This window comes from Fundidesulfovibrio magnetotacticus (assembly GCF_013019105.1).
GTDB lineage: Bacteria > Desulfobacterota > Desulfovibrionia > Desulfovibrionales > Desulfovibrionaceae > Fundidesulfovibrio > Fundidesulfovibrio magnetotacticus.
On record NZ_BLTE01000008.1, the window covers coordinates 77,455 to 93,728 of the forward strand.

13 protein-coding genes are annotated in these 16,274 nt (G+C 66.1%); 5 read left to right on the forward strand and 8 right to left on the reverse strand.

Annotated features, from left to right (window positions below):
• Window positions 1–16: 16 nt before the first annotated feature.
• A complete protein-coding gene (locus NNJEOMEG_RS09805; protein WP_173083901.1) occupies window positions 17–1,936 on the reverse strand; it encodes an aconitate hydratase in 1,920 nt (639 codons plus the stop codon).
• A 144-nt stretch (window positions 1,937–2,080) separates the two neighbouring features.
• Between NNJEOMEG_RS09805 and phnD the strand changes: the two genes are divergently transcribed.
• Together phnD and NNJEOMEG_RS09815 are read left to right on the forward strand one after the other, a co-directional pair.
• Window positions 2,081–3,079, forward strand: coding sequence for a phosphate/phosphite/phosphonate ABC transporter substrate-binding protein (gene phnD, locus NNJEOMEG_RS09810; RefSeq protein ID WP_173083903.1), 999 nt, complete (start codon window positions 2,081–2,083; stop codon window positions 3,077–3,079).
• Entirely contained in the window at window positions 3,076–5,532 is a 2,457-nt protein-coding gene (locus tag NNJEOMEG_RS09815; RefSeq protein WP_173083905.1) for a putative bifunctional diguanylate cyclase/phosphodiesterase, read from the forward strand. The genes phnD and NNJEOMEG_RS09815 overlap by 4 nt, the downstream gene beginning before the upstream one ends.
• Here the strand turns inward: NNJEOMEG_RS09815 and NNJEOMEG_RS09820 are convergent.
• Window positions 5,507–5,728, reverse strand: a complete 222-nt coding sequence (locus tag NNJEOMEG_RS09820; protein WP_173083907.1) for a hypothetical protein — start codon at window positions 5,726–5,728, stop codon at window positions 5,507–5,509. The genes NNJEOMEG_RS09815 and NNJEOMEG_RS09820 overlap by 26 nt on opposite strands.
• Window positions 5,729–6,393: 665 nt before the next feature.
• The gene (gene sat, locus NNJEOMEG_RS09825) at window positions 6,394–7,707 is read right to left on the reverse strand and encodes a sulfate adenylyltransferase (protein WP_173083909.1); all 1,314 of its coding nucleotides are present in this window, start codon (window positions 7,705–7,707) and stop codon (window positions 6,394–6,396) included.
• 230 nt (window positions 7,708–7,937) lie between these two features.
• Here sat and NNJEOMEG_RS09830 point away from each other — a divergent pair, with 230 nt between their 5' ends.
• Window positions 7,938–8,375 (forward strand): STAS domain-containing protein, encoded by a 438-nt coding sequence (locus tag NNJEOMEG_RS09830; RefSeq protein ID WP_173083911.1) that lies wholly within the window; start codon window positions 7,938–7,940, stop codon window positions 8,373–8,375.
• Window positions 8,376–8,620: 245 nt separating this feature from the next.
• On the opposite strand, the gene NNJEOMEG_RS09835 is transcribed toward NNJEOMEG_RS09830, so the two are convergent.
• The 5 genes from NNJEOMEG_RS09835 to NNJEOMEG_RS09855 form a co-directional block, all read right to left on the reverse strand.
• Window positions 8,621–9,094, reverse strand: coding sequence for a metallophosphoesterase family protein (locus NNJEOMEG_RS09835; protein WP_173083913.1), 474 nt, complete (start codon window positions 9,092–9,094; stop codon window positions 8,621–8,623).
• Window positions 9,095–9,096: 2 nt separating this feature from the next.
• Window positions 9,097–9,723 (reverse strand): HD domain-containing protein, encoded by a 627-nt coding sequence (locus tag NNJEOMEG_RS09840; RefSeq protein WP_235956918.1) that lies wholly within the window; start codon window positions 9,721–9,723, stop codon window positions 9,097–9,099.
• Between the two features lie 49 nt (window positions 9,724–9,772).
• A complete protein-coding gene (locus NNJEOMEG_RS09845) occupies window positions 9,773–10,156 on the reverse strand; it encodes a PLP-dependent transferase (protein ID WP_173083915.1) in 384 nt (127 codons plus the stop codon).
• A gap of 99 nt (window positions 10,157–10,255) precedes the next feature.
• Window positions 10,256–11,641, reverse strand: a complete 1,386-nt coding sequence (locus NNJEOMEG_RS09850) for a TolC family protein (RefSeq protein WP_173083917.1) — start codon at window positions 11,639–11,641, stop codon at window positions 10,256–10,258.
• A 128-nt stretch (window positions 11,642–11,769) separates the two neighbouring features.
• Complete coding sequence (locus tag NNJEOMEG_RS09855; protein WP_173083919.1) at window positions 11,770–12,210, reverse strand: 3D domain-containing protein; 441 nt, start codon at window positions 12,208–12,210, stop codon at window positions 11,770–11,772.
• A gap of 257 nt (window positions 12,211–12,467) precedes the next feature.
• Between NNJEOMEG_RS09855 and polA the strand changes: the two genes are divergently transcribed.
• The gene (gene polA / locus NNJEOMEG_RS09860; protein WP_173083921.1) at window positions 12,468–15,080 is read left to right on the forward strand and encodes a DNA polymerase I; all 2,613 of its coding nucleotides are present in this window, start codon (window positions 12,468–12,470) and stop codon (window positions 15,078–15,080) included.
• A gap of 14 nt (window positions 15,081–15,094) precedes the next feature.
• The gene (locus NNJEOMEG_RS09865; RefSeq protein WP_173083923.1) at window positions 15,095–15,892 is read left to right on the forward strand and encodes a tetratricopeptide repeat protein; all 798 of its coding nucleotides are present in this window, start codon (window positions 15,095–15,097) and stop codon (window positions 15,890–15,892) included.
• Window positions 15,893–16,274: the final 382 nt, after the last annotated feature.

Genomic DNA, 16,274 nt, shown 5'->3' on the forward strand with positions numbered 1-16,274 from the left:
AACGCGTCGCGGGGGGCTAGCGGCTCGCGCCCACGGCGTTGAGCAGGCCGCCGGACAAAATAATGTCCAGTTCCTTGGCGGTCAAATCATTTGTGAGCTTCACCTTGAGCTTGCCGTCCACCACGGCCTCCACGGCCTTGCCGGGCTTGATCTTCCCGGCGGGAATGGCCACCTGCGCGCCCTGGGCCACCTTGTCGTAATCGGCCTTGTCCACGAAGAGCAGCGGAAGGATGCCGAAGTTCACCAGGTTTGCCCGGTGGATGCGCGCCAGGCTCTTGACGATCACGGCCTTCACGCCCAGATGGCGGGGCCCCAGGGCCGCGTGCTCGCGGGAGGAGCCCTGCCCGTAGTTTTCGCCGCCCACGATCACGCCGCCGTCCATCTGCTTGATGCGGCCCACGAACTCCTTGTCCACGTTGGTGAACAGGTACTCCGAGATGGCTGGGATGTTGGAGCGCAGGCTCATGATGTGCGTGCCGCCGGGCAGGATGTGGTCGGTGGTGATGTCGTCGCCCACTTTGAGGGCCACGCCCGCTTCCACCACGTCCGGGGTGCGCCCGAAGCGCGAAAGGGGCGCGATGTTGGGGCCGCGCAGCACCTCCACTCCGGAGCCGTCCTCGGGCGGGAACACGAAGAGATGCCGGATGGACGGCACTTTTTTGGGCATCACCGGCTTGGCCGGGGCCTCGCCCCAGGTGGCGGGGTCGGTGAACGCGCCGTTCAGGGCCGCCATGGCCGCCGTCTGGGGGCTCACCAGGTAGACCTGGGCGTCCTGGGTGCCGCTGCGGCCTTCGAAGTTGCGGTTGAAGGTGCGCGCGCTCACGCCTGCGGACATGGGCGAGCCGCCGTAGCCCAGGCAGGGGCCGCAGGTGCACTCCAGGATGCGCGCGCCCGCGTCCAGGTAGATCTGCAGCAGGTTCTCGTCGGCCAGCATCTTGAGCACCTGCTTGGAGCCCGGGGAGATGAAGAGGTCGGTCTCGGGCTTCACGCGCTTGCCCTTGAGCATCAGCGCCACGGCCTTGAGGTCGGCGTAGGAGGAGTTGGTGCACGAGCCGATGGCCGACTGGTTCACCTTGAGCCCGGCCAGGCTCTTGATGGTGGCCATGCGGTCGGGCATGTGCGGCTTGGCCGCCAGGGGCTCGAGCTTGGCGAGGTCGATGACGATCTCCTCGTCGTAGGCGGCCGAGGGGTCGGCCTTGAGCTGCACGTAGTCCTCGGGGCGGCCCATGGCGGCCAGGAATTTCTTGGTCACCGCGTCGGAGGGGAAGAGCGAGCCCGTGGCCCCCAGTTCCGCGCCCATGTTGGTGATGGTGGCGCGTTCGGGCACGGAGAGCGTGGCCACGCCCGGCCCCGCGTACTCGAACACCTTGCCCACGCCGCCCTTCACCGTGAGCAGCCCCAGCAGGTGCAGGATGATGTCCTTGGCCGTGGCCCAGCCGGTCAGTTCGCCTTCGAGCTGCACTTTCACCACTTTGGGCATGGTGATGTAGTAGGGCTCGCCCGCCATGGCCAGGGCCACCGACAGGCCGCCCGCGCCCATGGAGAGGCTGCCCACGCCGCCCGCGGTGGGGGTGTGGGAGTCCGACCCGATAAGCGTCTTGCCGGGCTTGGCGAAGTTCTCCAGGTGCAGCTGGTGGCAGATGCCCGTGCCCGGAGGCGAGAACACCGCGCCATACTTGGCCGCCACCGTGCGCAGGAACTGGTGGTCGTCCGGGTTGCGGAAGCCCTGCTGCAGCGTGTTGTGGTCCACGTAGCTCACGGAGAGCTCGGTCTTCACGCGCGGCACGCCGATGGCCTCGAACTGAAGCCAGGCCATGGTGCCCGTGGCGTCCTGGGTGAGGGTCTGGTCGATGCGCAGCCCGATCTCGGAACCGGCCTTCATCTTGCCGCTCACCAGGTGAGAGGCGATGATCTTCTGGGTGATGTTCTTGCCCATTGTCGTCCTCGCATGTTCGTGAAAGTTGGGTCATGTGCCCCGGGATTCACGGCAATGTCAAGGCGGCCGACCGTCATGAGCCTGTAACCTGCCAGTTGTAGCTGGTTACCGAAACGCTCGCCGGTCCTTCGCCTCCTGAACAGTATGAAGCACATTCTCTTCGCCCTGGCGACACTCGCCTGGTTCCTCGCGCCATCGCATGGCCATGCCGCCGACGAGCTCGTCTTCGGACTGATCGGTACGGAAAGGCACGAGACCCTCCTCAAAAGCTTCGCCCCGCTGAGCGAGGCCCTCGCCAGATGCCTGGGCATTCCCGTGCGCGTCACCGTGCACCAGGACTACGCCGGCGCCATCTGGGACATGCGCTCGGGCCGGACGCACTTCGCCTGGATGGGCAACAAGGCCGCGCTGGAGGCCGTGGACAGCGCAGGGGCCGAGGTGGGCCTCATGGCCCTCTCCCGGAACGACGGGGCGGGCTATTTCTCCCACCTCATCGTCCGCAAGGACTCCGGGCTCATCTCCCCGCAGGACGTTCTCGCCCGGGCCGCCGACCTGACCCTCGCCCTGGGCGACCCAAACTCGACTTCCGGCTCCCTCGTGCCCGGCTATTACCTTTTCGCGACACGCAACCTGGACCCGGAGACGCTCTTCAAGCGCACCATCCGCGCCCAGCACGAGGAAAACTTCCTGGCCGTCGCCCAGGGCAGGGCCGACGTGGCCGCCACGAACTCCGTGGACCTTCAGCGTTTCAAAAGCCGCTACCCTTCGGAATGGGCCGGAATCCGCATAATCTGGACATCTCCCCGCATCCCTTCCGATCCGATCGTCTGGAAATCCTCCCTGCCCGACCCCCTCAAGAAAGCCATCCGGGAGTGCTTCATCTCCTTCGGGAAACCCGCGCCCGGCAAGGGACGCGCGGAACTGCAAGCGGAAGCCGACACCCTGGCCGACCTCCAATGGACCGGATTCGTCCCCTCGGACAACAGCCAGCTCGCCCCCGTACGCCGGATCGAACTCTACCGGCGCATGCGCACGCTCGAGGCGGACGACACCATGCCAGCCGACGTGCGCACGGCAAGAATCAAAGCCATCGACGAGGCGTTGCTGTTGCTGGGCGCTCCCGAAGACGTCCCGGCCCCATGAACGGAGCGTTTGATCGCATCTTCCCTGCGCGCGCGCTTCAGACCGGGTTCAGACGTCTCCCCGGCCTGGTCCTCAAGGTGCTTCTGCCCGTCCTGCTGACCTGGCTGATCAGTTCCCTGGCCCTCTTCGCCATCTTCTCCAGGCAGGCCGAACGCCAGGGCTACGACGACCTGCGCGCCAGGCTCGAAGCCTACGCCTCCGACAAGGCGAACGAACTCTCCAGCCCCCTGTGGAACTTCCAGCACGATCTCGTGGCCAGGCTCATGCAGAGCTACCGGCACAACGACGACCTGCTCGTCGTCAGCCTGCACGACGCTGCCGGGAAGCTCCTCCACGAAGCGCTCGGGACCGGCCCGCCGCCGAAGGGCAACATCTTCGAGACCAAAAGGGAGATCGTCCACAAGAACGCGGACCGCGCCGAAACGTTGGGAACGCTCACCGTGGTCTTTCACGACGGCAGGCTCCTGAACTCCCTGGCCGAATACCGCGCACGGGACGCGTTGAACCTGGGCCTCGTGCTGGCCGTGCTCGCCCTTTCCCTCTGGTGGACGGTGCACCGCATCGTGGGCAGACCCCTGGCGCGCCTGGAGAAGTCGCTCCTGCGCAACGCGCGCGAACCCAGTCGCGAGCCCATCGTCTGGGCCGGGCAGGACGAACTGGCCCGCGTGGCCGCCGCGTACAACGGACTCCTGGAGGAGGTGGACCGCAGGACCGGCGAACTGGTGGAAGCCAACGCCGCTCTCGCCGGGGAAATAGTCCGGCGCAACCAGGCGGAGGAGAAACTCCTGCTCGCAGCCAAGGTCTTCGAGGTCGCCGTCGAGGGCGTGGCCGTCACCGACGTCGGCGGCGTCATCCGCTCCGTCAATTCCAGCTTCGAGCGCATCACGGGATACCGGCAGGACGAGGCCGTGGGCCGCCGCCTGGACATCCTCGGGTCTGGCCGACACACGCCCGCCTTTTTCGCGGGCATCCTCTTGAGCCTGCGCAGGCATGGCGCCTGGGAGGGCGAAATCTGGAACAGGCGCAAGAACGGCGAGGTGTACCCCCAGCGGACCACCGCCAGCGCCGTGCTCGACGCGGCCGGGCGCATATCGCACTACGTCTGCGTTTTCCAGGACATCACCGAGGCGAAACGCCAGCAGCAGGCCATGGAGCGCATGGCCTTCCACGACACCCTCACCGGGCTGCCCAACCGCGCCAACCTCGACGAGCGGCTGCGCCAGACCCTGGGCCACGCGGCACGGCACGGGGGGGCCTTTTCACTGCTGTTTCTGGACCTGGACAACTTCAAGGCCGTCAACGACAGCCTCGGGCACGACGTGGGGGACGCCCTGCTCGCCATCCTCGCCGCCCGCCTGCGCAACGTGCTGCGCGCCGAGGACACCCTCGCCCGGCAGGGTGGGGATGAATTCATCATTCTCGCACCGGACGCCGACACGCCGGACAAGGCCGCCAACCTCGCCCAGCGCGTCGCCAGCGCCATGCGCAAGAGCGTCCCGCTGCAAGGCTACGACATTCCCTGCTCCGCCAGCGTCGGCATCGCCATGTACCCCCAGGACGGCGTGACGCCCCAGGACCTGATCAAACACGCCGACATGGCCATGTACCGCGCGAAAAGCCAGGGCGGCGGCGCCAGCAGGTTTTTCGCCACCGGCATGGACCTCCAGGCGCGAAAACGCCTCTCCCTGGAGACGAGGCTCCACAAGGCCCTGGAACGCGACGAGTTCAGCCTGCAATACCAACCCGTGCTCCAGGCCGACACCATGACCGTCTCGGGCGCGGAAGCGCTGCTGCGCTGGAATTGCGGGGGGCAATCCATACCGCCCGCCGAGTTCATCCCCGTCGCCGAGAGCAACAACGCCATCATCCCCATCGGCGCATGGGTTCTCGAGAGAGCATCCCTGCAGGCGGCCGCGCTCGCCCGGGGGCCTCGCACCCCCTTCACGCTCTCGGTCAACGTGTCCGCGCGGCAGTTCCACCATGAAGGGTTCCTCAACGACGTCACCGCTGCCGCCGAACGGCTCGCGGGCACAAACACCAGGCTTCATCTTGAGCTCACCGAGTCGGCGCTCATCATCGACCCCGATGCCGCCACGCGCACCATCCACCTGCTCAAGGAAATGGGCGTCGGAATCGTCCTCGACGACTTCGGCACGGGCTACTCCTCGCTGAAGCACCTCCTGGACCTGCCCATCGACGGGTTCAAGATCGACCGCGGTTTCGTCAGCGCCATCCACTCCTGCGCTCGAAGCCGCGCCATCATAACGGCCCTGGTCAACCTGAGCCTGGGCCTGAGCGTTTCCGTGGTGGCCGAAGGAGTGGAAAACACGGGCCAGCTGGACTTTCTGCGCGGCACGGGCTGCCCGGAATTCCAGGGGTTCCTGGCCTGGCCCGCCTTGCCCCTCGAAAGCTTTCCCGCGCCCGGCTCTACCCCCCGAAACGCAGCCGGTTGATCCGCGCCCGCCGGTACTGGATTTCGAAGTCCAGACGCAGCTTCTCCTGCTTGGCGGCATGGATTTCCTCGTGCCGGAACACCCCTGCAAGGGGGTCCTCCTCGGCCGAAAGCGCCTTGATGCGCGCCAGAACCCCTGACCGCTCGGCCTCGAACTGCGCGATTTCCTGCTCGATCGCGGCGATGTCGTCACTCATCAGGAACCCCCTCCGGGTTTGGTGGATTGAATGTCGGGCCGGTAGGACGCCAGGCGTTGAGCAATGCCTCCGGCGTGCAAAGCGGGGTTGGTAAGAACCGCTAACGGGCGGCAAAGCCGCCCTGCTCCAGGCTGCGGTACGCGCAGGACTGCCGAAAAGCCGTAAAGCCGACTTTTTCAGCAGCCTCCGGGCCTTGCCCTCTCCGTAATCTCCCGACAGGGACCTGCCCCGCGCCCGCCAGGAGGGATCACCCCGTACCAGGACACCGCGCGGCAGCGGATACCCGCCGGGAACGCGCTCAAAACAGCTTCTCGCCGGATCACAGCCGTCGCCAGCTCGCGGCGATGCACAAGGACGCATCCTCGGATAACCAAAGAGAGCGCTGTTGCTCACACCCCCCTGGCGCGGAGCGACACGGTCCCCCACGCGACAGGCGGCGCAAACGCAAAGGTTTTGCCGAACCCGTCAATGCCGTCCTTCCCGGTGAAGCCCGCGAAGCGGAGCGGGAGTGCGGAGGGCGTGGCCCTTTGCCCGCCAGAGGCTTCACTCCGTGCGTCTTGCCATGTTCCGCCGGGGCTGTCCGCGAGGCCCTTGCCGGGTCGCCCGGGTAAAAAAAGGGAGGCGCCTTGCGGCGCCTCCCGGATACCGGCGCGAGCCGGGATCAACTACTTCTTCTGGGCGGCGTGCTCGCCGGAGGCGGCGCGCTGCATCTTCACTTCGACCTTCTCGGTCAGGCCTTCGTAGTACTCGCGCAGGATGGCGAGGCACTCGTCGCGGCCGAAGTGGTCGGGGATGGCTTCGCCTTCGGAGAGCATCTTGCGCAGCTTGGTGCCGGACAGGATGACGCGGTCTTCCTTGGCGTGGGGGCAGGTGCGCAGGGAGGCCATGCCGTCGCACTTGAAGCAGTAGAAGGTCCAGTCGATGTTCATGTTTTCGCAGAGCAGGGCCTTGCCGGGCTCGACGGCGCAAGCGGCCTCGGGGGTCGCGTAGGGGATGCGCTTGAAGATCTCCTGGGCCTCGAACATGCCGTAGAAGTCGCCGACGCCGGCGTGGTCACGGCCGATGATCATCTGGTTGATGCCGAAGTTCTGGCGGAAGGTGGCGTGCAGCAGGCCTTCGCGGGGACCGGCGTAACGCATGTCCAGGGGGTAGCCGGCCTGGATCACGTGGTCCTTCACGAAGTAGTGCTCGACCAGGGTGTCGATGGCGCGCACACGCACTTCGGCCGGGATGTCGCCGGGCTTCAGGTTGCCGATGAGGGAGTGGATGACCACGCCGTCACAGACTTCCACGGCGATCTTGGCCAGGAACTCGTGGGAGCGGTGCATGGGGTTGCGCAGCTGCAGAGCGGCGACCTTGCCCCAGCCCTTGGCGTCCATTTCGGCGCGCAGCTCGGCGGGACGCTTGTAGACGCCCTTGTACTTGGTGGGGTACTCGGCCTCGGAGAGCACCTTCACGGGGCCGGCCAGGGACACGGGCTTCTGGCCCATGACCATCTGGACGCCGGGGTGATCCTTCAGGGCGGTCTCCCAGAAGACGTCGTCGGCAGAGTCGGGGCCGGCGCCCTTGAACACCTGGTAGCACTCCCACTTCTTCTCGTCTTCGGTGAGGGTGTACTTTTCGGTGACGGTCATGATGGCCATCATTTCGCCTTCAACGGACTCCAGGGCGATTTCCTGGCCCACGTTGATGGCGGCGGCGTCTTCGGCGGACACGGAGCAGGTGACGGGAACGGGCCAGAAGGTGCCGTCGGTGAGGGTCATCTTTTCGCAGACGCTCTTCCAGTCGGCCTTGCCCATGAAGTAGGTGATGGGCGAGAAGCCGCCGATGCCCATCATGATCAGGTCGCCCTTTTCACGGGGGGAGATCACGACTTTCTTCAGCGTGGCAGCCTTCTTGAGGGCCTCGGCGCGCTCGGCGCCTTCCAGCAGACAGATGGTGAGGCCTTTGCCGCCATGCGGGGGAACCAGTCTGGACATGTTCGTTTCCTCTCCTTTACGGATGTGTGGTTGCCTTGATGATGCCGCCCTGGCCGCGAGGCGCGGCCCCCGAACGTCCGACCCGGTGGGCTGGACGCCTATGATAAAAAATTCACGTGCATCTTCTAGGGAGAAATCCACCCCCTTGTCAAGCGCTCTCGCCCAAGCTTGACGCCCTTCTCCGACGCGGGCATCCTCGGCTTCTGGAAACGCCCGGGAGGCCTTGCATTATGCTCATCGACACCCGCGAAAAAAACGGCGTGACACTGGCGCTCATCAACACCAGGCGCATCGAGGCGCGCATCGCCGATCCCCTCGCGGCGGGACTGCTGGAGGCCATCGGCAAGGCGCGGGGCGTCGTGCTGGATTTCGCTCAGGTGGGGTTCATCGACTCCACGGGCATGAAGGCGCTCATGACGGTGCTCCTGCACTGCCGCAAATCCGAGACGCCCTGCGCGCTCATGGGGGTCTCGGAGGACATCATGAGCGTTTTCGTGATCACGCGGCTCAACCGCCTGCTGCCCATCACGGGGAGCGAGGACGAGGCGGTGGACAAGGTGCGCGAACTGCTTGCGCAGGCCCGGGAGCGCAGGGAAGGGACGGCGGCGGCCACGGAGGCCAGCTGCCCCGTGCCCGGCGCACCGGAACAGGGCAAGGCCGGGGGATGAGCCGGCGGACGCCCGTCCGGGAGTGACGCGGCCGGACCGGCGCGGCAGAATTTCGAGGGAGCGGCCCGGCGACGGTCGGGCTTCACGGATCGCCAGACAACCCCGCCGGAACGCGCCGACGCCCCCCGTTTCAAGGGCTCTCGTGTTGCGTCCTCAAAATCCGTCCCTACGGGTTGTCAAGACAACCAACTCAATCCTTTGATTTTCGTTTTGAAAAACATCTTCATGTTTTCAAAATCGTGACACTAGCGCACGAAGCGCACGGCGACGCCCTCTTCGCCAAGGTCCACGTAGGCCATGCGCGGTGTTTCAGCGCAGAGGCACCCGGGGTTCACCACCAGGGTGTCGCCGAAGCGCAGCTCCATCTGGCGGTGCAGGTGGCCGAAGAGAATCAGGTCGAAGCCCGGCCCGAAGGCCTCGGGGAGGCGCGCGGGCAGGGTGGTCCGCTCGCCCCAGCCGTGGGTGACGCCCACCGTGCGCCCGGCCAGGTTGAGCCGGAGCATGGCGGGCAGTTCCTGGGCCACGCGCCAGTCGCAGCAGTTGCCCGCCACGGCGTGGAAGTTGGGATGGCTGGTCTCCAGGAATTCCAGCATGGCCGGGCCGGTGATGTCGCCGCAGTGGATGAGGGCGTCGGCGTCGCGCAGGTGGCTGTCGAACCAGCGGCGGAACCAGTCGCTGGGGGCTTCCAGGTGCGTGTCGGAAATGACGGCGAGCCGCATGTTCATCCTTTCCCGTTCTTGCGTTCCCACCAGCAGGCCTCGGGGCCGAGGAACCACCAGTCGGTGTGGTCGGTGCTCATGACGGCCCGGGCCAGCTCGCGGCCCTCTTCCGTGCGCAGGCGCTCCAGGGCGCAGTCGAGCCACTTGCCCGCGTAGGGGTTGCCCAGGTCCTTGAGCTCCTTGAGGTTGACCATGAGGTCCAGCTGGTCGGCGTCCTGGGCGAGGCGCGCCTCGAGGCTCGCCGCTTCCTCCAACTCGTCGTGCAGGGCCATCACGTCGGCGCGCAGGCCGGTGCCGCGCAGGCCGTCTTCCAGGGCGCGCCGGGCGTCGTGGGTGTCGTAGAGCTTGTTGACGTAGTTGAAGTCCCCGGTGCGGGCCTCGTGGATGTCGTGAAACAGGCAGAGGAGCGCGGTCCGGGGCCGGTCCGCCCCGGCCATGGCGGCCAGCACGTAGCCGATGACGGCCGCGCCGAAGCTGTGCTCGGCCACGTTCTCCGCGCCCGAGCCCAGGAACTGGTAGCCGGTGCGCGGGGTGCGCCGGAGCATGCTCACCTCGAAAAGAAAGTCGGCCAGCCGGGTGCGCCGGTCGCGGCCGGACATGTCCACAATGCGGGAAGAAGCTTCGGTCATGGTCTGGTGTCCTGTGGTGGGAAACGTTGGGGGCTCTTGCCGAGCCGCGCTAGCGCATAGCCGTTTCGGGGTCGGTTGGCGAGTGCCGATGCAGGCCCCGGCGGGCGAAGTGGTCCGCCAGGAGCTTGTAGGCCCCGCCGTACACGTCGCGGCTGGCCACGATGTGGTCGCCGGGCTTGAACAGCAGGAGCGCGGCGGAAATGGCCGCCAGGCCCGAGGCGAAGGCCAGGCCCCGCGCCCCGCCCTCCAGCCCGGCCGCGGCCTTCTCCAGGGCCTCGCGGGTGGGGTTGGAGAAGCGCGAAGAGACGTAAGCCCGGATGTGTTCGGGGCCGTCCTGGGCGAAGGTGGTGGCGTGATAGACCAGGACGCTGGCGGCGCGGTGGTGTCCCTTGCCTTCCAGGCCCGCGTGGACGAGGTGGGTCTGGCGGTCCATGGGAACTCCGTGGGTGGGGCTTTCTACGCGAAACGCCCCCTGCGGCGCTGCCGGAGGGGGCGTGTGATGCACTTGGTCGCGGCGCGTTCCGGCGTCCGGCTAGCTGTCGAGCTTCATGTTCTTGCGGCCGATGGAATAGTAGAGGTTGGCAATGGCGATCTGGTAGTCGGTGAGGGCCTGGGTCATCTGGAACTCGGCGCGCGAGACGCGGGCCTGGGCGTCGAGCACGTCGGTGTTGGTGCCCACCTGGGCCTGGTAGCGGGCCACGGCCATGCGGTAGCCTTCGTTGGCCGCCGTGAGGCCGGTCTTGGCCACGTTGATGCGCTTGGCGGCGTCCTGGATGTTCAGGAACTGGGTCTTCACTTCGGCGCCCACGTCGAGACGGAGCTTGGCCAGGTCGGCCTGGAGCTTCTTGGTCACGTCGCTGTACTGGCGGTAGGTGAAGATGGTGTTGCCCCAGTCCCAGGCTTTCCAGGTGAAGGTGAGCTGGAACTGATGGCGTTCGCTGAAGGTGACGTTCTCGGGGCGCAGCCAGGGTTTGTCGCCCTGGCGGATGAAGTCGTAGTCGGCGCGCAGCTGGGGCAGGCCGCCGCTCAGGGCGATGGAGGCGTCCTTTTCGGACATCTCCACGGACTTCACGGCGATGGCGATGTCCGGGCGCTGCTTGTAGGCCTCGTCCAGGGCGTCGCGCAGGGTGAGGGCGAAGGGGTTCTGGGTGAGCTGGCCCACGTAGTCCACCGGCTGGTCCAGGGGGATGTTCAGGAGCGCGTTGAGCTGGGCCAGCTGGGTGTCCACCGAGTTCTGGGCGGCCAGGAGCGACTGCTCGGCGCTGGCCAGGTCGGACTCGGCCTGGAGCACGTCCAGGCGCGGGCGCAGGCCCACGTCGTAGAAGGCGCGGGTGACCTTGAGCTGGGAGTCGAGCCGGGCCACGGAGTCCTGGTTGGACTTCACGTCGGAGCGGGCCTTGAGCAGGGTGAGGAAGGCCGTCTGCACGCTGCGGATGAGCGTGAGTTCCGTGCGCTTGTAGAGGGATTCGGCCTGGTCCCTGGCCAGCTTGGACTTCTGGTAGCTGGAGAGCAGCCTGAAGCCGGTGAAGAGGGGCTGGCTGACGTTGAGGTCCAGGTTGGCCACGTAGGCGTCGCCCACCACGTAGGTCTTGCCCTGGAGGGTGGCAGCCCCCTGGCCGGGGTTGACGCCCGCGGCGGTGTAGAGCGCCGTCAAATCCTGGGCGGTGGTGACGGGGGTGGTGGTGTTGGTGGCGCGCGAATAGTAGGTGACGGTGCCCGTGGGCGCGAAGGCCGCGGTGGCGGCGCGCACGCCTTCCTGCGTGCTGAAGATCTGCTGCTTGGCGGACTGCATGCTGGGGTTGGCGTCGATGGCGCGCTTCACGGATTTTTCAAGATCCATGCTCTGGCCCGGCTGGGCAAGGGCCGGAGCGCCGACCAGGGCGAGACACGCAGCCAACACGAGAGCTTGTAACGTCATGTAAACCTCCATGGGGGAGCCCGCGGCTCCCTTCCGATCCGCCCTATAGCCAACTTCGAATCTCTTGAAAAGAGCAAAAAAAATCAGGGGCCGTGGCCCCTGACGACGAAGGCTTTACGTTAGCCCCCCTAAACGTCGAGCAGCACCACCTCGATCTGACGCTTACCGAATTGCAGCGCTCTGCCGTAGTCGTTCATGAAGATGTCCACGCTGCGGGTCTTGCTGTTGCCCATCAGGTCCGTAATGACGAAGACGCCGTGGTTCTTGATGTAGACTTTCTTGCCGAACACCCATCCGTTATTGAACAGATCGCGCGAAACGGCCACGTGCCCCTCCCGGGGCTTGTTCAGGGACGCCGTGAGCAGTTCCTGATCGGGGAACTCCTTGAGTTCCGTGACGGTGTAGGCCGTCACCGTGAGCATCTTGTTGGGGATGGGGTCCGCGATCCGGGCGAGATTGGCCAGGACCACGCCGCGCAGCAGGTTCGACTCGTCGCGCACCTTTTCGATCTCAAGACGCAATTCTGTTTTTTCGATCTCCACATTGGCCAGGGCGGATTCCAGATTCAACGCTTCCTGACGATAGTGGTGTACACCAAAAGCAAAACATGCAAGCAAAATGATAGAGATGCATTTGAACATTGTAACCTCCAACAACAAGCCTTTGCAGCTTCAGGATTTCCGGCCTTACCCCCATGAACGCGGCCGGGGTCATGATGATTGCCCGACTAGCAGAAGCCCTGTGGGCGCGCAACCACTTTTTTCCGCTTAAGCCCGGTTGCCTCGCCACCCCCTCCGGGCTAAGAAACCGAGAGAGGAATCAACCCATGCCCATCAGGGACCGTTTCGCCCCAGGCCAGGAGCCGCTCTACCTCATCGACGGCACCTCCTACATTTATAGAGGTTTTCACGCCCTCAAGGAACTTTCCCGCTCCGACGGCTTCCCCACCAACGCCCTCCACGTGGTGCTGCGCCTCGTGCTGCGCATCCTGCGCGAGGAACGACCACGCCACGCCCTCTTCGTGGTGGATGGACGCGCGCCCTCGTTCCGTGCGGACATATTCCCGGCCTACAAGGCCCAGCGCGAAAAGATGCCCGAGGATTTGGCCCGCCAGATCGACCCCGTAATCCAGGGCGTCGGACTCCTGGGCCTGCCGGTGCTGCGCGAGGAAGGCGTGGAGGCGGACGACACCATCGCCAGCCTCGTCGCGCGCTTCAAAAACGAACGCCCCGTGGTCATCGTGGGCTCCGACAAGGACCTGCGCCAGTGTCTCGACCGCCAGGTCGTGCTTTGGGACCCCTCCGGCAAACAGGAAAAGCTCGTCACCTACGACGATTTCCTTGTCGAATTCCCTCCGGGGCCGTCCCACTGGCCAGACTTCCAGGCCCTTACCGGCGACGCCTCCGACAACATCCCCGGCGTGCCCGGCATCGGCCCCAAGACCGCAGCCGAGATCACCGCCCTTTTTCCGAGCCTCGAAGGCGTCACCGCCAATCTGGACCGGCTCAAGCCCGCGTGGCGCGCCAAGATCGAACCCCTCCGGGAGCAGCTCTTCGTCTACCGGGAGCTCACCCGGCTGCGCACGGACGCCGCGCCGGGCGTCACACTGGAAACGCTGGCCGTGCGCCCCGCGCCCCGCGACGAAGCCGCAAGGTTCCTGAACTCCTACGAACTGCGCTCCCTGGCCCGCGAGCTGCCAGCGGACGCCCCCGCAGCCTCTGCCCAGCAGCCCGCCCGGCCCGACGCTCCGGCGCAGCTCTCGCTCTTCGGCGAGGCCGCCGCCGCGCCCCCCGCAGCCGCGCTGCCTGATCCCACTCCTTTCGAACTGTTGCCTTCCCTGGTCGGACGCGAGACCTCGCTCGTGCCCGTGAACGGCGGCTTCCTGATCGCCTTCGACGCCGTGCAGCACCTCTGCCCCGGCGACCCCGCGCGCCTCGCGCCGTTGCTGGCCCTGGCGGCCTGCGTGGCCACGCCGTCCCTCAAGGACCTCCTCGCGTCCGATCCGGCCTGGGAAGCCGTTCCCCTGGAGCGCTGGTTCGACCTCTCACTGGCCGCCTACCTCCTGGCCCCCGAGGACCGCATCTATTCCTGGGAACGGCTCAAGGATTCACTCTGGAGCGACCCCACCTTCGCCCCCGCGGAAGCCCCCGGCGGCGCGGAAGGCCTGGCGTGTCTGGCCCTTGCCCGCAGGCTCAAGGCCCGCGCGGCCCAGGCAGGGCTTGCCCCGCTCCTGGACACCCTCGAGATGCCCCTCATCCCCGTGCTCGTGGGCATGGAGCGCGCGGGCATCCGCATCGACCGGGAGGCCTTCGCCACGTTCGGCCAGGAGGTCGCGGAAAAGCTCGAAAAACTCACGACCCTCATGCACGAACAGGCAGGGGCGCGTTTCAACGTGCGGTCCAGCCAGCAACTGGCCAATGTGCTCTATCAGGGCCTCGGCCTCAAAGCGCCCGGCAAGACTCCCGGCGGCGCGGCCTCAACATCCGCCGAGGTGCTTGAACGCCTTGCGGGGCAACACCCTCTGGTGGACACGGTGCTTGAGTTCCGCAAACTGGAGAAACTCCGCTCCACCTACCTGGACCCCCTGCCCGCGCTCGCCGACGGGCAAGGCCGCATCCACACCACCTTCAACCAGCTGGCCACCGCCACCGGACGGCTTTCTTCCAGCGCGCCCAACCTCCAGAACATTCCTGTGCGCGGCGAACTGGGCAAGCGCATGCGCGCCCTCTTCACCGCCGCTCCCGGGCGCCTGCTCGCCAGCGCCGACTACTCCCAGATCGAATTGCGCGTGCTGGCGCACTTCTCCAAGGACCCCGCCCTCCTGGAGGCCTTCCGCCAGGGCCAGGACATCCACGCCCGCACGGCCGCCCTGCTCTTCGACAAAACCCAGGCAGCAGTGACACCCGAAGAACGACGCCAGGCGAAAACCATCAACTTCGGCCTGCTCTACGGCATGGGTCCCCAGAAGCTCGGCCGCGAACTGGGCCTGACCCTCGCCGCCGCCAAGGATTTCATAACCCGGTACTTCGAACGCATGAGCGTGCTCAAAGACTACTACCAGTCCGTGGTGGACCAGGCCAAAGAGACCGGCTCCGTGACCACGCTGGCCGGCCGCCGCCGCAGGCTCCCGGACATCGATTCCCGCAACGCCCAGCTGGAATCCCAGGCCCGCCGCCAGGCCGTGAACACCGTCATCCAGGGCAGCGCCGCCGACATCATCAAGATGGCCATGTTGGCCGCCTGGAAGGACGACGCCTTGCGCTCCTTGAATGCCCGGCTCATTCTCCAGGTGCACGACGAGCTGGTCATCGAGGCTCCCGAATCCAGCGCCCACGCCGCCGGAGAACGACTGCGCGAACTCATGTCCGGGGTGGTCTCCCTGGATGTGCCCGTGGCTGCTGACATGGGCGTAGGCAAGGATTGGAGTCTCGCCCACTAACCCCTGAGGATTCCATGCAGATCACCGCCAAGACCATCAAGGAAGACCTCGCCCGCTGCAAGGCGGCCTATCTCAAGAACGAGGACCTGCGCTCACTGGCCACCCTGGCCTCGGCGCTCAAGGCCTTCGTTGCTGTCAAACTCCCCGGCACCGATCGCGCCGAGATCGAAAGCCTTCTGCGCGAGGCCTTTTCCAACATCAACAAGATGCAGCGCATCCAGAAACTGGTCCCCAAGGGGCTCCCCTACGTCAAAGGACAGGAGCCCAAGCTTTTCCAGTTCGTGGCCGCCGTCTACAAAAAGGTCCAGGAAGACCTCGAACGCGAAAGCCTGGCGCAGATGCGCGAACGAAAGCTTAAGATCGATCAGCTCATCATCAAAGGCCAGAAATACCTTGAGGAAAACAACCTCCTGGAAGCCCAGCGCAGCTTCCGCGAAGCCGTGTCCCTGCGCGTGGACGAGGACGGGCTTTTCCCCATGCTCGCCGTGAAGCTCCAGGACAAAGGCCATCACAAGGCTTCCATAGAATACCTGCGCGGGGCCATGGAAACCAGCCCGGAAAACCCTCGCGCCTACGACCTGCTCGCCACCGCCGCCCTCAAATCCGGCGAACCCGACGCTTGCCTTAAAGCCATTGCCGACGCCCGCAAGAAAGCCGGCGACCGCCCCCTCATGATGGCTGCCTCCGCCTATCTGAAAGCCCGCGCCGGACGCCGGGATGAAGCCATGGCCGAAGCTCGTGCAGCCCTGGATGCCTCACCAGGCCTCGAACTCGCGTCCAGGACGATGAAATTGCTCCAGAAGCATGGCTAAAACCGGGAACGCACTGCGTCCGGATCGATCTCTCCGCCGCTAGTGGCGCCTACGACATTGAGACTCCTGCGACTTCGCGACTGCGTGCGATTCGGCAGTGATGACCGGCCGGTCAGACGTGAAGAAGCCTCCGGCGGCCAAAGGGCTAGGCCTTTGGAATCCCATTCCGCTTCGCGGGCTTCACCGGCTACGACCGTCTTGCCGGACCCTTGCGGCTGCGCCGCCTTTCGCGCGGGAATGCGCGCAAAGCCGCGAATCCCCGCGCGGGGGGCCGCGGCGCTTCGCGCCAAATATTCGAACGAGATCCGATTCCTGGATTTTAAATGATAATGCCTTGTTCATCGTCGCTTACGACGATGGCAGTCCGCTGGGATAAGGGCTG

Coding starts and splice junctions, on each gene's coding strand:
- NNJEOMEG_RS09805 (WP_173083901.1), bottom strand. CDS start 1,936: ATGGGCAAGAACATCACCCAGAAGATCATCGCCTCTCACCTGGTGAGC.
- phnD (WP_173083903.1), top strand. CDS start 2,081: ATGAAGCACATTCTCTTCGCCCTGGCGACACTCGCCTGGTTCCTCGCG.
- NNJEOMEG_RS09815 (WP_173083905.1), top strand. CDS start 3,076: ATGAACGGAGCGTTTGATCGCATCTTCCCTGCGCGCGCGCTTCAGACC.
- NNJEOMEG_RS09820 (WP_173083907.1), bottom strand. CDS start 5,728: ATGAGTGACGACATCGCCGCGATCGAGCAGGAAATCGCGCAGTTCGAG.
- sat (WP_173083909.1), bottom strand. CDS start 7,707: ATGTCCAGACTGGTTCCCCCGCATGGCGGCAAAGGCCTCACCATCTGT.
- NNJEOMEG_RS09830 (WP_173083911.1), top strand. CDS start 7,938: ATGCTCATCGACACCCGCGAAAAAAACGGCGTGACACTGGCGCTCATC.
- NNJEOMEG_RS09835 (WP_173083913.1), bottom strand. CDS start 9,094: ATGCGGCTCGCCGTCATTTCCGACACGCACCTGGAAGCCCCCAGCGAC.
- NNJEOMEG_RS09840 (WP_235956918.1), bottom strand. CDS start 9,723: ATGACCGAAGCTTCTTCCCGCATTGTGGACATGTCCGGCCGCGACCGG.
- NNJEOMEG_RS09845 (WP_173083915.1), bottom strand. CDS start 10,156: ATGGACCGCCAGACCCACCTCGTCCACGCGGGCCTGGAAGGCAAGGGA.
- NNJEOMEG_RS09850 (WP_173083917.1), bottom strand. CDS start 11,641: ATGACGTTACAAGCTCTCGTGTTGGCTGCGTGTCTCGCCCTGGTCGGC.
- polA (WP_173083921.1), top strand. CDS start 12,468: ATGCCCATCAGGGACCGTTTCGCCCCAGGCCAGGAGCCGCTCTACCTC.
- NNJEOMEG_RS09865 (WP_173083923.1), top strand. CDS start 15,095: ATGCAGATCACCGCCAAGACCATCAAGGAAGACCTCGCCCGCTGCAAG.